At 36.6% G+C, this 18,107-nt stretch carries 23 protein-coding genes; 6 read left to right on the top strand and 17 right to left on the bottom strand.

The features are described from left to right. Positions 1-7 precede the first annotated feature (7 nt). The 12 genes from FCU45_RS04240 to FCU45_RS04190 all read right to left on the bottom strand — a co-directional run bounded on the left by FCU45_RS04240 (position 8) and on the right by FCU45_RS04190 (position 8,371). On the bottom strand, positions 8-667 hold the full coding sequence (locus tag FCU45_RS04240; RefSeq protein WP_137012630.1) for a LexA family transcriptional regulator: 660 nt from the start codon (positions 665-667) through the stop codon (positions 8-10). A 219-nt stretch (positions 668-886) separates the two neighbouring features. After that, positions 887-1,027 (bottom strand): hypothetical protein, encoded by a 141-nt coding sequence (locus FCU45_RS11580; protein ID WP_170175826.1) that lies wholly within the window; start codon positions 1,025-1,027, stop codon positions 887-889. Then, entirely contained in the window at positions 1,024-1,494 is a 471-nt protein-coding gene (locus FCU45_RS04235) for a tRNA (cytidine(34)-2'-O)-methyltransferase (RefSeq protein ID WP_137012628.1), read from the bottom strand. The genes FCU45_RS11580 and FCU45_RS04235 overlap by 4 nt, the downstream gene beginning before the upstream one ends. A gap of 3 nt (positions 1,495-1,497) precedes the next feature. Beyond that, positions 1,498-2,340: a formyltetrahydrofolate deformylase gene (gene purU / locus FCU45_RS04230; RefSeq protein ID WP_137012626.1), complete on the bottom strand. Its 843-nt coding sequence runs from the start codon at positions 2,338-2,340 to the stop codon at positions 1,498-1,500. Then, complete coding sequence (locus tag FCU45_RS04225; RefSeq protein WP_137012624.1) at positions 2,337-2,708, bottom strand: CiaD-like domain-containing protein; 372 nt, start codon at positions 2,706-2,708, stop codon at positions 2,337-2,339. The genes purU and FCU45_RS04225 overlap by 4 nt, the downstream gene beginning before the upstream one ends. Next, complete coding sequence (locus FCU45_RS04220) at positions 2,699-2,947, bottom strand: tetratricopeptide repeat protein (RefSeq protein WP_137012622.1); 249 nt, start codon at positions 2,945-2,947, stop codon at positions 2,699-2,701. The genes FCU45_RS04225 and FCU45_RS04220 overlap by 10 nt, the downstream gene beginning before the upstream one ends. After that, positions 2,944-4,011 (bottom strand): 3-isopropylmalate dehydrogenase, encoded by a 1,068-nt coding sequence (gene leuB / locus FCU45_RS04215; RefSeq protein ID WP_137012620.1) that lies wholly within the window; start codon positions 4,009-4,011, stop codon positions 2,944-2,946. The genes FCU45_RS04220 and leuB overlap by 4 nt, the downstream gene beginning before the upstream one ends. After that, positions 4,011-4,514, bottom strand: coding sequence for a 3-isopropylmalate dehydratase small subunit (locus tag FCU45_RS04210; RefSeq protein WP_137012618.1), 504 nt, complete (start codon positions 4,512-4,514; stop codon positions 4,011-4,013). The genes leuB and FCU45_RS04210 overlap by 1 nt, the downstream gene beginning before the upstream one ends. Positions 4,515-4,626: 112 nt before the next feature. After that, positions 4,627-5,526 carry a hypothetical protein gene (locus FCU45_RS04205; RefSeq protein WP_137012616.1) on the bottom strand — a complete coding sequence of 300 codons (900 nt, stop codon included), beginning with the start codon at positions 5,524-5,526 and terminating at the stop codon, positions 4,627-4,629. Then, positions 5,516-6,682, bottom strand: a complete 1,167-nt coding sequence (locus FCU45_RS04200) for a hypothetical protein (RefSeq protein ID WP_137012614.1) — start codon at positions 6,680-6,682, stop codon at positions 5,516-5,518. Before FCU45_RS04200 ends, FCU45_RS04205 begins: the two co-directional genes overlap by 11 nt. 66 nt (positions 6,683-6,748) lie before the next feature. After that, on the bottom strand, positions 6,749-7,537 hold the full coding sequence (gene flgG, locus FCU45_RS04195; protein WP_137012612.1) for a flagellar basal-body rod protein FlgG: 789 nt from the start codon (positions 7,535-7,537) through the stop codon (positions 6,749-6,751). Positions 7,538-7,549: 12 nt separating this feature from the next. Next, the gene (locus FCU45_RS04190; RefSeq protein ID WP_137012610.1) at positions 7,550-8,371 is read right to left on the bottom strand and encodes a flagellar hook-basal body protein; all 822 of its coding nucleotides are present in this window, start codon (positions 8,369-8,371) and stop codon (positions 7,550-7,552) included. Between the two features lie 130 nt (positions 8,372-8,501). Between FCU45_RS04190 and rpoD the strand changes: the two genes are divergently transcribed. Beyond that, positions 8,502-10,373: an RNA polymerase sigma factor RpoD gene (rpoD, locus tag FCU45_RS04185; protein WP_137012608.1), complete on the top strand. Its 1,872-nt coding sequence runs from the start codon at positions 8,502-8,504 to the stop codon at positions 10,371-10,373. A gap of 6 nt (positions 10,374-10,379) precedes the next feature. Beyond that, complete coding sequence (locus tag FCU45_RS04180; RefSeq protein WP_137012605.1) at positions 10,380-11,063, top strand: hypothetical protein; 684 nt, start codon at positions 10,380-10,382, stop codon at positions 11,061-11,063. Here FCU45_RS04180 and FCU45_RS04175 read toward each other — a convergent pair. The 3 genes from FCU45_RS04175 to hemL are packed head-to-tail and all read right to left on the bottom strand — an operon-like array spanning position 11,058 to position 13,156. Beyond that, positions 11,058-11,558, bottom strand: coding sequence for a hypothetical protein (locus FCU45_RS04175; protein ID WP_246032239.1), 501 nt, complete (start codon positions 11,556-11,558; stop codon positions 11,058-11,060). The two genes, FCU45_RS04180 and FCU45_RS04175, sit on opposite strands and share 6 nt — an antisense overlap. Then, on the bottom strand, positions 11,542-11,868 hold the full coding sequence (locus FCU45_RS04170; protein ID WP_137012603.1) for an AtpZ/AtpI family protein: 327 nt from the start codon (positions 11,866-11,868) through the stop codon (positions 11,542-11,544). Before FCU45_RS04170 ends, FCU45_RS04175 begins: the two co-directional genes overlap by 17 nt. Continuing rightward, positions 11,858-13,156, bottom strand: coding sequence for a glutamate-1-semialdehyde 2,1-aminomutase (gene hemL / locus FCU45_RS04165; RefSeq protein ID WP_137012601.1), 1,299 nt, complete (start codon positions 13,154-13,156; stop codon positions 11,858-11,860). The genes FCU45_RS04170 and hemL overlap by 11 nt, the downstream gene beginning before the upstream one ends. A gap of 94 nt (positions 13,157-13,250) precedes the next feature. Here hemL and FCU45_RS04160 point away from each other — a divergent pair, with 94 nt between their 5' ends. Continuing rightward, positions 13,251-14,132 carry an energy transducer TonB family protein gene (locus tag FCU45_RS04160; RefSeq protein ID WP_246032238.1) on the top strand — a complete coding sequence of 294 codons (882 nt, stop codon included), beginning with the start codon at positions 13,251-13,253 and terminating at the stop codon, positions 14,130-14,132. Position 14,133: 1 nt separating this feature from the next. Here FCU45_RS04160 and FCU45_RS04155 read toward each other — a convergent pair whose 3' ends face one another. Together FCU45_RS04155 and FCU45_RS04150 are read right to left on the bottom strand one after the other, a co-directional pair. Next, entirely contained in the window at positions 14,134-15,066 is a 933-nt protein-coding gene (locus tag FCU45_RS04155; protein ID WP_137012599.1) for an HpcH/HpaI aldolase/citrate lyase family protein, read from the bottom strand. Continuing rightward, positions 15,056-15,394, bottom strand: a complete 339-nt coding sequence (locus FCU45_RS04150) for a c-type cytochrome (RefSeq protein ID WP_342776136.1) — start codon at positions 15,392-15,394, stop codon at positions 15,056-15,058. The genes FCU45_RS04155 and FCU45_RS04150 overlap by 11 nt, the downstream gene beginning before the upstream one ends. Before the next feature lie 71 nt (positions 15,395-15,465). Between FCU45_RS04150 and folD the strand changes: the two genes are divergently transcribed. From folD to FCU45_RS04135, 3 genes are all read left to right on the top strand, one after another. Next, the gene (gene folD / locus FCU45_RS04145; protein ID WP_137012595.1) at positions 15,466-16,323 is read left to right on the top strand and encodes a bifunctional methylenetetrahydrofolate dehydrogenase/methenyltetrahydrofolate cyclohydrolase FolD; all 858 of its coding nucleotides are present in this window, start codon (positions 15,466-15,468) and stop codon (positions 16,321-16,323) included. Continuing rightward, complete coding sequence (gene lepB / locus FCU45_RS04140) at positions 16,324-17,208, top strand: signal peptidase I (protein ID WP_137012593.1); 885 nt, start codon at positions 16,324-16,326, stop codon at positions 17,206-17,208. A gap of 300 nt (positions 17,209-17,508) precedes the next feature. Beyond that, positions 17,509-17,964: a YccF domain-containing protein gene (locus FCU45_RS04135; protein ID WP_137012591.1), complete on the top strand. Its 456-nt coding sequence runs from the start codon at positions 17,509-17,511 to the stop codon at positions 17,962-17,964. Positions 17,965-18,107: the final 143 nt, after the last annotated feature.

Below are 18,107 nucleotides of genomic sequence, written 5' to 3'. Positions count from 1 at the left end.
AACCTTTTTAATCAATACTTCCAAATCTGCTCACAACCCTTCCGATCACCTCTATTTCTGACGGATCAAGGGTCTGTGTCGAGTAGACTTGATTGTCGGATATTATATCAATTTTCCCGTCAATTCTCTTCTGAATTCTCTTTATAAAGAGGCCGCCATCAGTTCTTATGGTAAAAACCCCTCCTCTTTGAAGGTCAGTTTTACTTCTGTTTATAAAGACTATATCGTTATAACTAAAAGTAGGCTCCATTGAGTCTCCTGAAACATTTATTGCTTCAATGTTCTTAAGCTCTCTCTCTCCGTCAAGCATCATAACAAATTCTTGAGGGATCTCTATGCCCTGTGCTTCTCCCTCGTCTGTATCTGCCCCACCGCCTGCAGACGCATTGACATCGCCAAAGTATTTGACCATAAAAAATCTGTTTGTAGCCTCTACCAGACTCTCAGGCGACTGCCCATAAAGGATCCAGTTTATAGATATAGACTTTGTTGCGCAAAAATCTAAAAGTTCACCGAATGGGATCTTGTTTCTTTTTTTCATAGTTGCAAAATTCATTTGCGATATGCCAAGTATGTCAGCTACATCTTTGTCGTAAATCTTTCTGCCGTTAAACTCTGTAGAGACAATGCTTTTTATCTCTTCAACAATTTCAAGAAAATTTTTCATATCGTTTCCTTTTTGTCAAATATTGAACCATTATATTTGAATTTTGCAATTTAGTCAAAGAAATATATGACAAAATGCAATGTTTTTTAGATAAAGATAAAAAAATGTGTAATATATTCAAAAATCAAAAGGATTTAATATGACAGTTGTAGTAAAAAATGTACAGAGCTTATTTGATAAATTTGAAGAAAACCTAGAGAGATGGGCAGAAAAGTTTTTTTAAAGAGTATTCTCTTTATCTTTTAACTTTTTCTCTTCGGCCTCTCTTTGCTCGGATTTGCTCTTATGATAGCCTCCGAATATAAAGACCATAAAAAGTATAAAAAGAAGCATCATCACTATATCTATAAAAGTGCTCATAGGAGTCCTTTAAAAGCGGTGTAGTTCTGTCTTATTGCATCATATAAAACTATGCCTGTGCTTATCGCCAGGTTTAGGCTTCTGCCATCTTTGGTCATAGGTATAGTTATATTTTGCTCTTTGTAGGCATCTAAAATAGCCTCTGGTATTCCCGCAGTTTCGCTTCCAAAAAATATGTAATCGCCCTCTTTAAATGCCGCTTCAAAGTATGGTTTGTCTGTTTTAGTGGTGGCAAAGTAAGCATTGTCTGTTATTTTATTATTTTGAAAAAAATCATCTATGCTCTCCCAGACATGAAGGTCCAGCTTATGCCAATAGTCAAGTCCTGCACGTCTGACCGCTTTTTCGTCTATATCAAAAGCAATGGGCTTTATTATGTGCAAAGATGCACCGGCATTAACGCACAGACGACCTATTGCTCCGGTATTGTTTGGTATCTGCGGATTTACTAGAACAAGGTTAAACATTCTCTATCCCTGAAAAATAACGGTTTTATTTTCATATACAAATATTCTATCTTCAAGTGCCAGCTTTAAAGCTCTGGATAAAACTACTTTTTCAACATCCTTGCCTGAGCGCTGCATATCTCTCCAGCCGTAAGCGTGATCGACGTGTATGACCTCTTGGGCAATGATCGGACCCTCATCAAGATTGTTGTTAACAAAGTGAGATGTGGCCCCTATGATCTTAACGCCTCTCTCATAAGCCTGTTTATAAGGATTTGCACCTATAAAAGCAGGCAAAAAAGAGTGATGAATGTTTATGATCCTGTTCTCATAAACCTCCACAAACTTAGGAGTTAAAATCCTCATATATTTTGCCAGAACAATATAGTCTATCTCTTCAAACTCTGTCAAACACTTAAGAATCTTATTTTCATGCTCTTCTCTGTTTAAACCTTCATGAGAGATGCAGATGAATGGAATATTAAACTTGCTTACAAGAGACTCCAAGTCGCTGTAGTTTGATATAACAGCCAATATATTTGCCTCTAACTCCCCTGCTTCGTGTCTTATGAGAATATCGCCAAGAGCATGCATCTCTTTTGTCGCCATGATGATTATATTTTTATTTTTAGGGGCTATCACATCTACGTTAGCATTTTGCGGCAGAACATCACACAGGGATTGGTAGAGCTTGTCTAAAACGATATCGCCGTCAACAACGCTTCTCATAAAAAATTTATTATTCTCTTTATCTACAAACTCATTGTTTGAGAGGATGTTTAAGTCGTTTTGAAAAAAGACGCTTGATATTTTATGCACCAAGCCTTTTTCATCATTTGCATCTATGAGGACTCTGTATTGACTCATTTTCGCTTACCTCTTTCAATCTCTTCAACTCTTGAATCTATGGTAACTAGAACATACTCCAAAAAATTGAGCGTCATATCTATCTTAGCCTCTATATTTGTGTTATTTGGAGCTTGAAAGCCTTCAAAAAGCACAAGCAGTCTCTCTCTCATAGATTTTAAGAAGAAGAGCTCATTGTTTGGGGTCTGCTCATCTTCAAGATCAGACTCCTCTTCAACTCTAATCTCTTCTTTTTCTTCTTCTTGTTGCTCTTCTTGGATTTTCTCTTTAACTTCCTTAAGAGGTTTTGGGTTACTGATTATATTTTTTTGGGGCTTATCACTCTCCATCTCCGCCAAAGTAGAGAGGATTACATCTTTTAGTTCCATAGTTTCAATAACCACCTTTCAAATTCATTAAACTCAATGTCTGCTTCCATCTTTACAAAATACTCTTTCATCTGGGTATTTACGTTTAAAAACTTCTTTCTCATGCCTGAGAGTCTTCGTATCGCGATCTTAGCGTCACTATTTGAGGGATCTTTTTTAAGTATCTCTTTATATATCTCAAGAGCCTCTTCTTTTAGCCCTTGAAGTTCATAGATATTTGCTAAGGTAAGTGTTTTCATTTTGCCGCATAATTAGCGATAATAGAGCCCATTTCGCTTGTAGAACAGACCTCTTTAGCATCAAACTGAGCCAAGTCTTTTGTTCTGTAACCCTCTTTTAAAGCTCTTTTAATAGCTGCATCTATCTTGTCAGCCGCATCATTTTCGCCCAAAGCATAACGAAGCATCATTGAAGCAGATGAGATAGTAGCAATTGGGTTTGCGATTCCCTGCCCTGCAATATCAGGAGCAGAGCCGTGTATCGGCTCATAAACACCGATCTTTGCTCCTACTGAAGCTGAAGGCAAGAGTCCAATTGAGCCTGATAGCATACTAGCTTCATCACTCAAAATATCGCCGAAAATATTTCCTGTCAGCATTACGTCAAACTGCTTAGGATCGCGGATAAGCTGCATTGCGGCATTATCAACGTACATATGAGAGAGCTCAACCTCAGGATACTCCTCTGCAACCTCGGTCACTACGTCTCTCCAAAGCTGTGAGACATCCAAAACATTCGCTTTGTCTACCGAACAGACTCTTTTGCTTCTTGTCATAGCTATTTTAAACGCCTGATGAGCAATTCTTACGATCTCTTCACGAGTGTAGACCATAGTGTTCCACCCTCTGTTCTCGTCACGCCCTTTTGGTTCACCGAAGTAGATGCCGCCGATCAGTTCGCGAACGACCATAAGATCAACGCCTTTTACTATCTCAGGCTTTAGTGATGAAGCATTTACAAGTTCATCATAAACGACTGCAGGACGCAGGTTCGCATAGACGCCAAGCTCTTTACGAAATCTTAAAAGTCCGCTCTCAGGTCTCTTCTCACGAGGCAGATTATCCCATTTTTGACCGCCGATCGCACCAAAAAGTACAGCATCACTGTTTAGTGAGATGTTGATCGTCTCTTGAGGAAGCGGATCACCGGTAATATCATAAGCACAGCCGCCCATTAGAGCCTCTTCATAAGAGAACTCTATATCACAGCATGAAGCTACGGCATCTAAAACCTTTACTGCTTCATCTATAATCTCAGGGCCGATTCCGTCACCCTTGATAAGTGCGATTTTATATGTTTTCATTATTTACCTTTAATCTCATTTTGTGCAAAATTCATAAGTCCGCCTGCATCGATCAGCTCTTGCATAAACGCAGGGATCGGCGTGAAGTTATAAACTTTTCCTGATGTTTTATTGGTAATCGTTCCATTGTTCATATCTACGCTTATCTCATCACCCTCGGCAATCTCACTGCTCTCTTTTAGTTCAAATATAGGAAGTCCCATATTAAAAGCGTTACGATAAAAGATTCTTGCGAACGTAGGAGCTATAACTGCTGCAACACCTGCCGCTTTAAGAGCTATTGGAGCGTGTTCACGGGAACTTCCGCAGCCGAAATTCTCATCTGCGACTATTACGTCTCCTCTGCTCATCTTATTGACGAACTCAGGGTCTGCATCTTCCATAACGTGTTTTGCCAACTCTTCGGGTACTGACGTGTTCAAATAACGAGCTGCTATGATCAAATCTGTATCAATATCTTTTCCAAATCTCCAAACTTTGCCGTTAATATTTGCTTTTTGCATATAAATTCCTAATTAAGTACTAAATTAATTTTGCGATTATACCCAAAATGAAATTTTAGTTTTATAAAGAGTTTTTGTCGTAAGTTTAAATTTAAATTTAAAATAAATATTATTAAATTTTTTCTAATATTCTGGATGGGATGTTTTTATTTGTATTCATAAAACTAACATCAAGTTCATAGACTATACCTTCATCTACGTGTTTTTTTACAGCTTTAAAACCAAGTTTTTCAGCCACACTTTTTCCTTCTTCAGAGTAGACATTAGTTAATATAGATTTAATTGATTTGTGTTTTTCATTAAATTGTTTAATTAATTTAAAAAAATTTATAATTATATTTTTTAATACAAATGGATTTCTAAAATTATACTCAATGACAATAGTTGGGATATATAAATATTTAACTATATTTATATCTGAAGTTCCATGGGAAAATTCATTTTCATGTAATACACCTTCTTTCATTAAATTATATTCAGTTTTATTAATCACTATAGCACCAATATGACCGATTATCTTCCCACAAAACAAAAGAGCAAGAAAAAGTTCTTTGTTTTTACTTCTCATATGAACCCAGTATTTGATTTCTTTATCACTACTATGATAATTAAAAATATTATCACCAGATAATCTCACAGAATCAGAAACTATATCATTCATACTCCATTTATATCTTACAAGATCCTCTATTTTTAAGATTTCAATAAAATTTTTATTGTTTTGATAAAAATCTATTAAATTTTTATTTAACCAACTATTATTTTTATTTTCAAATATACGGTAGTACCATAAACAAATTTCAAAATAGTACTTTTTGTTTAATTTGTTATATTTATAATTATAAATAATATTTTTTATAAAAAAAATTCTTTTATACTTGTATAATTTTATATCTGAATGACAATTGTCAACAATTTCATCAATTAATGATATGGCAGATGTTTTACTTAAATTTATCAAGTAAAACTCCTCAAATAAATTGACTAATTTTCTATGCATTTCATCCATCATTTAATTTCCTATTTTTATTAACCCAGTAAATTAAAAAAATTAAAATTAAAGATGTTGAAAAAAATAAAGAAGTACTTTTGCCAATAAACTCAGAACCTAATTTATAAACTTCAAAAATAAAAAGAACAATAGCAATAGTAAATAAAATTTTACTTTCATGTTCTTGCGCAATTGCTTGTTTTATATTGATTTTGTGCTGAAGAAAGTTTTGATTTTTTTCATAATTTTCATATCTTTCGTTTAGCCCAAAAGATGACTCAATTTTGTTTGCTAGATTTTGAGCAGCTATATATTTAAACACTTTTATATCCCAAAAAGGAATTGTTTGACTAAACTCTCTATTAAGTTTATCAAGTATTTTTAAATCTATATCTTTTTTAGAATTTAAGTAATTAATTATTTTTTTATTACTTCTCTCAATAGCAGTTTCTTTAAACATCAATATTTCAATAATAAATAAAAAAATAATATCACTTTCGATTCTAGATTTATTTTGTTTTTTATAATCTCTTTTATCAATTCTTATTATTGTATTTTTTCCTGAATAAATATCGCTACTGTTATATTGAGCAAGATTTTCAAGTAATTTTTTTCCGTATATTTCATCTTTTAAGGTTGCTGACATAACCGATGAATCAAAAGTTTCATTTGCTATATAATATGGGTATATTTCATCGTTTATCGAGTTATTTGTAGTTAAACAAGCCTTTGCGCTACCATGGTATTCTAGACAATACATATTTTGTAAATAATCGCTTAATAGCATTTTTTTATCGTCTTTAAAAATCTGAATATTATTTTGAGAAAGCCTATCAAGTATATGAGAAATAGGAATACTTGTTTCAAAAAAAGCAACTGTTACGACCACTAAATTAGTAATAGTATCAAATGTTGCGAATAATTTTCCTGTTTCAGTTTTGTTAGATTCAATACTTTCATTTTCATCCAAATAAAAAAAATTTAATTCATCAACATATTTTCTCTTAATCAAACTGCTTGTTGTGGAAGTGATTTCTAGATTAATCTGTGATTCAAATTTATCTAAATAATCACTAATTTTTGTACATTTGTCGTTATTTATTTCTAATATTTTTGAAATATCAGATGCACTATAGGAAAAGAATAAATATAAATTACCGAAAAATTCTTCTTTCATCTTGAGCCTTATTTTATATTAATGCAGCTTGATATCAATTAGTATTAGGCTGCTTTTAGGAGTTTATTATCTTTTTAGATTATTTGTGGTTTGGAGCATTTCATCACTTGTCGTGATTACCTTTGAGTTAGAATCATACGCACGCTGACCTGTAATAAGGTCTGTAAGTTCAACGACAAGCTCAACATTGCTTAGCTCAACAAAACCCTGTCTAAGAACTCCAAGACCATCAAGCCCGGGGGTTCCCTCAACAGGCTGTCCTGAACTGTCGGTCTCAATGTAGAGGTTGTCTCCCATAGAGTGAAGACCCGCAGGATTTATGAAGTTCGTGAGCGTAATCTGCCCTATCTGAGTTGCCTGAGTCTGCCCCGGTTGTACAACACTTACAGTTCCGTCGGTTCCTATGCTTACATTTGTTGCATCAGGCGGAATAACGACTTCTGGGACCATTCTGTAGCCATCACTGTTTACGATAGTTCCATTCTCGTCTATCTTAAAAGCACCGTTTCTTGAATAAACCTCTGTTCCATCAGGAAGTTCAAGTCTAAAAAAACCTTTTCCGGTTACCGCTACGTCAAGTTCATTGTCAGTCTGCTTCAGACTACCTTCTGAAAATATCTTGTTTATTGCCGTAGGTCTGACACCAAGACCAACTTCAATTCCCGTAGGGCTTTTTGTAACATCACTTGTGGATGTTCCTGCGTACTCCATGACTTTGTACATCAAGTCTGCAAACTCAGCGCGCGACTTTTTAAAACCGATAGTGTTTACGTTTGCAATATTGTTTGCCGTCGTATCTATTTGTGTCTGCATTCCCAACATTCCTGTTGAAGCAGTATAAAGTGATTGCATCATGTTCTAAACTCCTTAAGATTTTCTGGCAATTTTTTCAATTGCATCGCGGTTCATATCGTTCATCTGTGTGTCCATCGCTTTTTGATACATCCCTACCAAACGGTTTGTCTCTATAAGCTGTGTCATCATCTTTACGGCATTTACATTGCTCTTCTCTACAAAACCCTGCATAACGGCTCCGCTCTCTTCAAGGCTTTTTAACTCCTCTTCGCCGTCATAGCGGTAGAGATTGTCACCCTCTTTTTTCAAAAAAGCTATATTGTCAGGATGTGCTACAAATAGTTTTGCATTTGGAGCAAAATTGGCACTGTTAGGCACATTTGCATAGATCTGTCCATTTTTATCTATCTCGATTATGCTATCTTCCTGATTTAATACTATTGGCTGTTTTGATTCAAAATAGTCGCTTGGAAGCACTTCGTAGCCGCTTTTTGTTATAAGTCTTCCCTGATCGTCTCTTGTAAAGGATCCGTCTCTTGTAAATCTGACTCCGTCAGGTGTTTTTACCAAAAAGAAAAGCCCCTCCCTTGATAAAGCCATATCTAAAGGGTTGTTACTCTTTTGCATATCACCTAAAGAGTGGTCTGTATATGCATCAACAACTTGAGGAGCTTTGTTCATTGCTCTATTTAAAAACTGTGCTGCCTCTTTAGTGTGGTTTGCATTGGGGAGTTCATCTCTTGCTTCTTTGTATAGGCGCATAAAGTCACCAACAATGAGATTGTCCTCTTTAAAACCTACAGTATTTACGTTGGCAAGGTTGTTTGCTATAGTATCTAAACGGTTAAACTGGGTAACCATACCTGCTGCTGCTGAGTAATATCCGCTCTGCATAAAGTACCTTTGAGTAATATTTTCAAGTTTAAAGCAAAGTGTGTTCCAATATAAAAACAAGGAGAGATTAAGAGTGTTTGGGTATAATCCACCTTTGAAAAATCTTATAGACCAACAAGGTGTATTTTATATGACAGCTAAAGAACTCAACAAAGCTATCGAATCATTCTTTACCAATCAAAAACCAAAAGAGTGTCTAACCTACGAATCTTTAATAGAACTTTTTGACAAGCAGCCCACAAATGCACAAGCCGCAAATATATTTAAACTTATACAAAAGCACAAAGCTTGTATTTATACGGCATCAGAGCATGCAAAGCTTCTAAACGACAAAGAGGCAGAGGCTAGAAGAAGCGCTCAAAGAAAGATGATCGAGAACAATGAAACGGACAGCTTCGACATCTTAAAAGAGCATGAACTCCTAGAGTGGTCACGCTCAGACTCTCCCGTTCGTATGTATCTACGTGAAATGGGGCAAATTCCGCTTTTAACAAAGGAGGAAGAGATAGAGATCTCTAAAAAGATAGAGGGCGGAGAGAGTATCATTATTGACGCTATCTGTTCGGTTCCATACCTAATAGAGTTTATTTTAGATTACAAAGAGCCTCTTATAAACCGTGAGAGAAGAGTCAAAGAGCTATTTAAAAGCTTTGAAGATGAAAAAGATGACGACAGTGACGATAACGACGACTCAGACAACGACAATGACGACATCGATGATGAAGATGCGGAAAAGCCACTGACGGTAAAAGACAAAAGCAGGGTTGAAAAAGTCACAACAAGCTTTAAAGCTTTGGAAAAAGCGAAAAAAGAGTGGGTAAAACTGACTGAAAAGGCACCTGAGAACCTTGATGGTGAAGTTACTCCGGATATTATCCACTACTTTTTATCGGTTACTTTCAAAAAAAGCATCCTAAAAGAGAAGCTGCTAGACCTTGGTCCTACATCTAAGCTTATAAATGAACTTGTAAAAGCTATGGAGACCGCACTTAAGAGTGATGAGGGTTACGACAAAGAGCTTAAGAGATTAGAGTATAAACTTCCACTCTTTAACTCTACGCTAAAAGCAAATCATAAGATCTTGGTAGAAAAAATTTGTGATCTAAACAAAGAAGATATTGCTGCTATGGTTCCTGAAGCTACTATGGTAAGTACATATATGGAGATCAAAAAGCTTGTACAGACCAAAGAGGCTTCAAAAAACAGCTTTGATATGGAACCTGAAAAACTAGCAGATATTCTAGAGCAGATAAAACGCGGTAAAAACATCTCTGAAATATCAAAAACAAAGATGGCAAAATCTAACTTAAGACTTGTCGTCTCTATTGCAAAGAGATATACAAACCGTGGACTTCCGTTCCTCGACTTGATACAAGAGGGAAATATAGGTCTTATGAAAGCAGTTGACAAGTTTGAGTACCAAAAAGGGTATAAATTCTCAACTTATGCAACATGGTGGATCCGTCAGGCTATTTCGCGTGCAATTGCAGATCAGGCAAGAACAATCCGTATCCCTATCCATATGATCGAGACTATAAACCGCATAAACAAGATCATGCGTAAACATCTTCAAGAGCACGGAAGAGAGCCGGATGTCGAGATCATCGCTCAAGAGGTCGGTCTCTCTGTTGAGAAGGTTAAAAACGTCATAAAGATCACAAAAGAGCCTATCAGTCTTGAAGCACCTATCGGAAGTGAAGATGATGGACGTTTTGGTGACTTCATAGAAGATAAATCATCACTCTCGCCTTCTGACTCTATACTAAAAGATGATCTTAGAGTTCAGATCGAGAATGTTTTAGAGCAGCTTAACGAAAGAGAAAAAGCGGTTATAAAACTCCGTTTTGGAATTATGGATGATGAGTCTGACAGAACACTTGAAGAGATAGGAAAAGAGCTAAGTGTAACACGCGAAAGAGTCCGCCAGATCGAGTCGAGTGCTATTAAAAAGCTCAAGCACCCTAAAGTCGGACGAAAACTTAAAAACTACATAGAAGAGTAATACCAAATGACATTTGAGCAGCAGTGGATAGAGTATGATTATAATCCATTTATACTCTTTAGCTCAAATGGGAAAATTATTTCACTAAACGCAGAAGCTCAGTTTCTACTAGGTGCTATAACCACCGAAGAGCTTTTTAACCTTGCTACGACCTATGCAAATGTCTCATTTGGATTTAAAACAACTTTTGTTGAACTTGAATTCGGGCGTTATAGATTCTTTGCACTGACCGTAGGCTATGAAAATGATGATGTAATAGGCATAAAGCTCTATCAGGCACCATCTTTTAAGATAAATGCACAAATGCCAATAGGTGAATTGACAAATATATATACACTTGTTGATCTCTGTATGCTCACTAACTCCATAAACTCAAAAATAGTCTTTGAAAAGGATTTTGACCCTACTATTCCGGAGATCATTCTCGACTCAAACAACTTCATTAAGATATTAAATAAAATATACTCATGCTATGAAAAAAATGAGAAGATAACAACAAAAATATTTTACAGAGTCGGAGAGCATATTAAGTTTGAGAAGAACAAGTACAGTATTTTTTCTATCGAAGTGAGCGCAAAGAAAATTGATGAAGAGAGAGTCGGTGAACTAAAGTCGCTAGCTGCAAATACAAACTTCTATATAGATATTCAAAAAAAGATAACCATAAATATACCTATGATCACCTCATAGCTCTTTTGCAAAAAAATATCCGGCAACAATTCCAACCAAGAGTGATGGAAGGTAGATATATATATCCAATAGTTCGTTATTTCTTAGGGCTATAAAGCCTAAAACCAAAAAGAGATAGGGAACCAGCCTGAAGAGAGAAACCCCTGCTCTTGAGCCCTTTTTTATATCTTTTATATTTAGTATCTTAATCTTTTTCTTCTCTTCTTTGACGATGGCTTTAATATCTAGCTCATCTGCCAGTCTCTCATCTACCTCAAAATTTTCATAAAGCTCATATGGATCTTCGATCTCATCAAGCGTATCTCTTTTTTCATCTATATTCTCAAGCTTGATCTGCTCTTTTACCATTTTTTTGTAGGCATAAGCAGAGCCTGCAATTATAAAGAAGCTGCTTAAAGCGGCTATCTGAAGATTTATGTAAAACTCAAAGAAGATTATGTTTGTCAGAAGAATAAGAGACTCAACTACAGCTAAAAACTTAATAGTTTTTTTCACTCTCATCCTCATCTTCATCATCTTTGAGCTTTTTCTTTACGGCATAGCGAGGCTGTTTTGCAAGCTCTTCATACTCTTTATACTGTTTTGAGTAGGCTTTATAGACATTTAGCACCGCTGCTGCTATACCTATAAAAACACCTATCCAAAGAGTCCATGCTGCACCGGTTAAATTTTTAAGTAAAATACCTATACCGACACCCATAAGTACGGCCACAACCATAGATATGCCTAAAGAGAGGCTGTCCGCCGCTTCGATTATCGGCTTTATTCTAGGGGCTTTTTGCTCCTCTTTATCACTATTTTGCATTGTTAGTTATCTCTTTAAATACTTTCGCACTTGCTTTAATGGTATCTTCGATCATCTCGTCCGTAATAGCAGTTGAGATGAATCCCGTCTCATAAAGAGAACATGCGAAGTAGAAGCCCTCTTGAAGCATTTTAGAGTGAAATTTGGCAAAGAGCTGGGCATCAGAGTTGCATGCATCTGCAAAGTTCTTAACAGGTTTCTCATTAAAGAAGAAGCCAAACATACTCCCTCTGGTATCTATCTGCATAGGTATGCCGCAAGACTCAGCCTCTTTGCGCATTCCCTCAACCAATCTTTTTGCTCTTTCGTTTAAAACAGAGATGACCTGTGCATTTTTCTTCAATTTTGAGATCGCCGCAAGTCCCGCTGCCATTGCAACAGGATTTCCGCTTAGTGTTCCTGCCTGATATACAGGTCCCTCAGGCGAGAGCTTCGCCATAATATCTGCACGTCCGCCGAATGCGCCCACAGGCATCCCGCCGCCTATAACCTTGCCTAGAGTCACGATATCAGGTCTTACACCGGTAATAGACTCTGCACCGTTTATAGTAGCACGAAAACCGCTCATAACTTCATCAAAGATCAAAAGAGTTCCGCTTGCATCACAAAGCGCTCTTAGCTCATGCAAGAACTCTTTATCTGCAGGAACAAGACCCATATTGCCGGCAATTGGCTCTATGATAACGCACGCAATATCGCTAGAGTCGGCAAAACACTTCTTTACGCTCTCAATATTGTTATATTCTGCTAAGAGCGTATGTTTTGTAAAATCCGCAGGTACGCCCGGTGAGCTTGGATTTCCAAATGTTGCCGCACCGCTTCCCGCTTGGACTAAAAGAGAGTCGCTGTGTCCATGATAGCACCCCGTAAACTTTACTATATCATCACGCCCTGTATATCCGCGGGCAAGACGTATAGCGCTCATTACAGCCTCTGTTCCGCTGCTTACAAATCTGATCTTATCTATTGAATCAAACATAGAGATGACCAGCTGTGCCAAATCACTCTCTGCCTGAGTCGGAGCCCCAAAACTAAGCCCATGTTTTACGGCATCTATAACTGCGCTCTCTATTGCCTCATCTCTATGACCAAAAATAAGAGGCCCCCAGCTCTGAACAAAATCAACATATCTGTTTCCGTCAATATCCGTCAAGTAAGCACCGCTTCCCTCTGCTATGAACAGAGGTGTCCCCCCGACACTGCTAAATGCTCTTACAGGCGAATTAACGCCCCCCGGAATTAAATCTTGCGCTTGTTTAAAAGCTTTTAGTGAACCATCTACACTCATTAAACACCCTTAATATTTTTTTGTCATTATAGCAAAGTAGTATTAATCTATATTAGTTATAATATTTCAAATTTTAACGACTGGATATTATGCTTTGAATCGCTCCTCTTTTGCCCTGTTTGTTGCACTTTTAATTCACTTTATACTGCTACTGCTATTCTGGCTTTTGGGTACTATCGCCCCAGAGATAAAAAAAGAGCAAAAAGAGCCGGAAAATAAAATTAAGGTCTCGCTAAAAGAGATGCCAAAGATATCAAAAGATGCGGGGGATAAAAAAGAAGTTATCAAAAAGCCCACCCCAGAAGCGCCACCTATGCCAAAGGGAAGTCAGTTAAAAGAGATGGTGACTCCCATAAACGAAAAGCCTCCCATTAAATATGAACCGAAAAAAATTCAAGAACAAAAAGAGTTTAAGCCGCAAGAAAGAAGAGAAGAGAAGCCGGTACAAAAACCTAAAATAGAGCCTGTTCCACCATCAAAGCCATATATTGAGCTCTCTAAGCCTCAAGAAGAGAAAAAAGAGCAAAAAACAAAAGAGGCTTACAGCTGGCTCTATGAAGACAAGTCTAAAGAGGAGAAAGATGAGAAAAAGGCTAAGCAGAGCTCGGGGAGCAGCATAGGAAGTTCAACTCTAAAAGAGCTATACGGAGATATGTTCGGGAAACTTACTCCCGGTCAGCAGAAATATCTTATAGACAATCAAGAGATTATGAGAAGGATCACGCAAGAGGTGCTAAACAGAGTTGCGCAGGTGAATCTAACAAGAGATATAAACGTCAACAGAACTAATGTCGTAGAGTTTTATCTCCATCCAAACGGGGACATAAGCGACTTTAAGTTTCTTAAAAAAAGCGGTTACTATGTACTTGACGATACGACAAAAGAGACGATCGAGTACGCCTACAGCAGATACCCAAGACCGGACGAGAAGATACTTGTGCGCTATAACGTCTACTATAATTTAGCCAGATATTAATTTAGCTGTTTTTATTTAATATAGCCAAAGCACCTTTGTATATAGGCTCATCAATAAATCCAAACTCTTCATCTTCAAAGCCTGTAATGCCCTCTTCTCTTTTTAATTCAAAAAGCTTTATAATGGTTTTTGCTCTTACTATCTCCCTCTCTTCGTCTGCTAAGACCTCATTTACGATCGAGACTTGATCTGGAGAGATGCACCCTTTTGCATCATAGCCCATATTTTTTTCTAAGTACAACCACTCTCGAAATTCATCCAAGTTCTTAAACTCCTGATAAACGAATGAGACAGGTCTTACGCCTATTATTCTGCATGTGACCAAAAAATGGGACAAAATATAGAGTACGGTCGGATTATCACTTCTTATTAGGCTTTGCGGAAGTTTCATATCTGCAAAAAGATCGAGTATTCCAAGATAAAATGTGGTGATCCTTTTGTCAACTTTAAGTAAAGAGAGGTTCTTCCAAGCATCACTTGTCTCTATGGAGAGATGAAGCTCCGTTTTTTCATCTAGCAGTTCATAAACAGACTCTACCTCTTTTACCTCTCTTATCTTTGGCACCCTGATAGCATCTGGCATAAACTGGTTTAAGTATGCTATCTCTTCAAATCCGCCCTCTTTAAGAGCATTTACTCTTACGACAAGTTTTTTATCGCAATGTTTGTGATGTGAAAGAAATATGGCACAGAGAACAAGCCCGAACGGCTTATCTTCTCTGCTTACACCATCCTCTAAATTTAGGATTATACAATCAGCCTCAACAGAATCTATCTTCATAAGGTGATCCAGATTGTTGCATGAGAGCATCAAGACGGAACGGAAATCTTTTCTTCTGTTTAGCTTCCTATAGGTAGGAACTGCCAACTCATCGAGCTTTACCAGATCTCTGCTCTCATAAGCAGCTTTTACCTCTTCAAAATTACTTAACATCCGCGCCATCCTCTCTCTTTTTCTCTTGCAGATAAAAATAGAGCGCCTTGATCTCTTTTTGAGTTAAAAAATACCTGGGCATTCCATTTTTTCTGACGTTTAACGAGATGAAAAAATCGTTAAAGCTTACGCTGTTTATAGGTGGTCCGGCAAAACTTTTTTTCTCATTTTTATGCTCATACTTTGCAACGACTCTGCCCTCTCCACTCTCACCGTGACATTTATGACACCCTATTCCTCTAGGATTTTTATATAGTGAGGTGGCGTACTCCATAGGCGTAATAAAACTGCTTTTTGCTAACAATGAAAACGGCAGCAATACGAACAATATTCCCCTCATAAAGCCATCCTTTAATATATAAAGGTATAATAACAAAAAAATAATATTATGAGGTTTAAATGCAACTTCTTGATGGAAAAGCGCTCTCGGCAAAGATAGAAAAAACCGTAGCGGATGAAGTAAAAATTTTAAAGAGCAAAACAGGCTCAGTTCCGGGTCTTGCCGTAATACTGGTCGGGCAGGATCCTGCAAGTGCAGCTTATGTAAGCATGAAGAAAAAAGCGTGTGACAGAGTAGGCTTTTACTCTGTAACTCATGAGATGCCAGAGGATATATCTCAAGATGCGATCGAGAAAACCATTACTATGATGAACGACAATCCAAATATCGACGGAATTTTGATTCAACTCCCCCTGCCTTCGCAAATCGATACCACTAAAATACTTGAACTTGTCAATCCAAGCAAAGATGTTGACGGTTTTCACCCATACAATGTAGGAAGACTCACAACAGGACTTGAGGGTTTTGTTCCATGTACGCCGCTTGGAGTAATGGAGCTCTTAGATGAGTACAATATTGATGTAAAAGGTAAGAACTGTGTTGTTGTAGGTGCTTCAAATATAGTTGGAAAACCTATGGCATCACTGCTCTTAAACGCCAATGCGACAGTCGAAATCTGCCACATCTTTACAGATGATCTGAAAAGACATACACTAAACGCAGATATGATCTTTGTAGGTGCAGGTGTTATAAACCTGATAAAAGATGATATGGTAAAAGACGGTGCGGTAATTATCGACATAGGTATCAATCGTGCGGACAACGGCAAACTTGTCGGAGATGTCGACTTTGAAAAAGTGAGCAAAAAGTGCTCATACATTACGCCTGTTCCCGGAGGTGTCGGTCCGATGACCATAGCGATGCTTCTTAGCAACACATTAAAAGCCGCACAAGCGCATGCAGATGAAAGAGAGTAGATGAAAGAGATCTTACACAAAACATACAAATTTTCAAACTCGTGGACAGGAACGATCATCATCGTTCTTTTTGTTATATTTTTTATCGCTCAAGCTTTTAAGATACCAAGCGGCTCAATGAAGGACTCTCTTCTTATAGGGGACCATCTTTTTGCAAAGAAGTTTGCCTACGGTGTCTCTATGCCTCATATTCCTTTTTTAGAAGTCTCGATCATGCCGTGGAGCGACAAGCTTCGTCTAATTGACGGCGACACGCCGCAAAGGGGCGATATAGTTATATTTAGACCGCCTCACAACACAAAACAGCACTTTGTTAAGAGATGCTTCGCTATTGGTGGGGATGAAGTTATATTTTCAGATAAAACATTATACTTAAGACCGAATGAAGGTGATGACTATATTCATAAACACTTTCCAAAAGAAAAAATAGTAAAAATTTTAAATAAACTATGGATTAAAAATCCAATGATTGATAAACACAGTGGTATTCACTATGATGCTAATCATGATATTTTTAACGATATGATAAGTCATATGTTATCACCAAACTATACAATAGATATGGAGCCTAAATTAATTGAGGGCCTCCCAGTTATAGACTATAGATTACCATTTAATGCTTTTTATAAAAAAGTGGAACAAGGCAAATATTATATGATTGGTGATAATCGAGACCACTCAAATGACAGCCGTTTTTGGGGTGCCGTGCCTTATGAAAATATTGAGGGAACACCATGGTTTGTATATTTCAGCATTGACGAAAATTGGGAAATCAGATGGGATAGAATTGGTAAAACACCAACTAACCTAGAAGAGAATGAATATCTTGAACGCGCAAGAAACGAACGCCTCACAAATGATAAAGCAGATCATGGAATCTATTGAAATATATTTTACAACTCTGAATTAAATTTAGAGTTGTAATTTAATTACTAACAATAGTGCAATCAGAATTATATATAACAAAAAAATCTTCGTTTTCGAAAATTAAGCCTTTGCCTCAATTATTTTTTTTGTCTTGAAATAAATTTTAAAATTTAACGTCTATTAATTGCTTGGCAAAAATATAGTGTGAATTCTCAGAAAGAACTTTATATATATTACTTTTTACATATTTTTGTTTTTTTAAACTTTTATATCTTAAATTAAAAAAACATGTTAGACTACTAAAAAAAGGAAGCACAATTGAGTTTAATTGGAAATATTTTATGGTTTATTCTTGGTGGATTTTTAATGGGAATGATTTGGTGGGTTTTGGGATTGTTGTGTTTTGTTTCCATTGTTGGTATTCCATGGGGTAGAGCATGTTTTGTGATAGGACAGTTTATATTTTTTCCTTTTGGTAAAGAAGCTATTAGCAGGGAAGAATTGTCTTTAACTAAAGACTTGGGAACTAGTATTTTTGGTACTATTGGGAATATCATTTGGCTTGTGCTTTTTGGGTTGTGGCTTGCGATTTTTCATGTTGTGAATGCACTAATACTTGCTACAACTATTGTGGGAATTCCATTTGCAATTCAGCATTTAAAATTAGCCAGTATTGCACTTTTTCCTATAGGTAAAACAATTGTATCTAAGGAAATGGCAGCTGAAGCAAGAAGATTAAACGCAGAAGAAAGAATTAAAAGAATTAGAATTTAACTATTAAAGCTATCTGTTCTTTCAAAGAAAATTATAAATTTGTAAATAAAATATAATAAAGAAAAATAGTAGGGACCGTTCAGAATTCTGTGTCAATCGGGTAAAATAACAAATACCAAGACGCGGGGGATTGTTTAGAATTT

The organism is Sulfurimonas crateris, from assembly GCF_005217605.1.
GTDB classification, from domain to species: domain Bacteria; phylum Campylobacterota; class Campylobacteria; order Campylobacterales; family Sulfurimonadaceae; genus Sulfurimonas; species Sulfurimonas crateris.
This window is presented reverse-complemented; position numbering and strand designations above follow the sequence as displayed.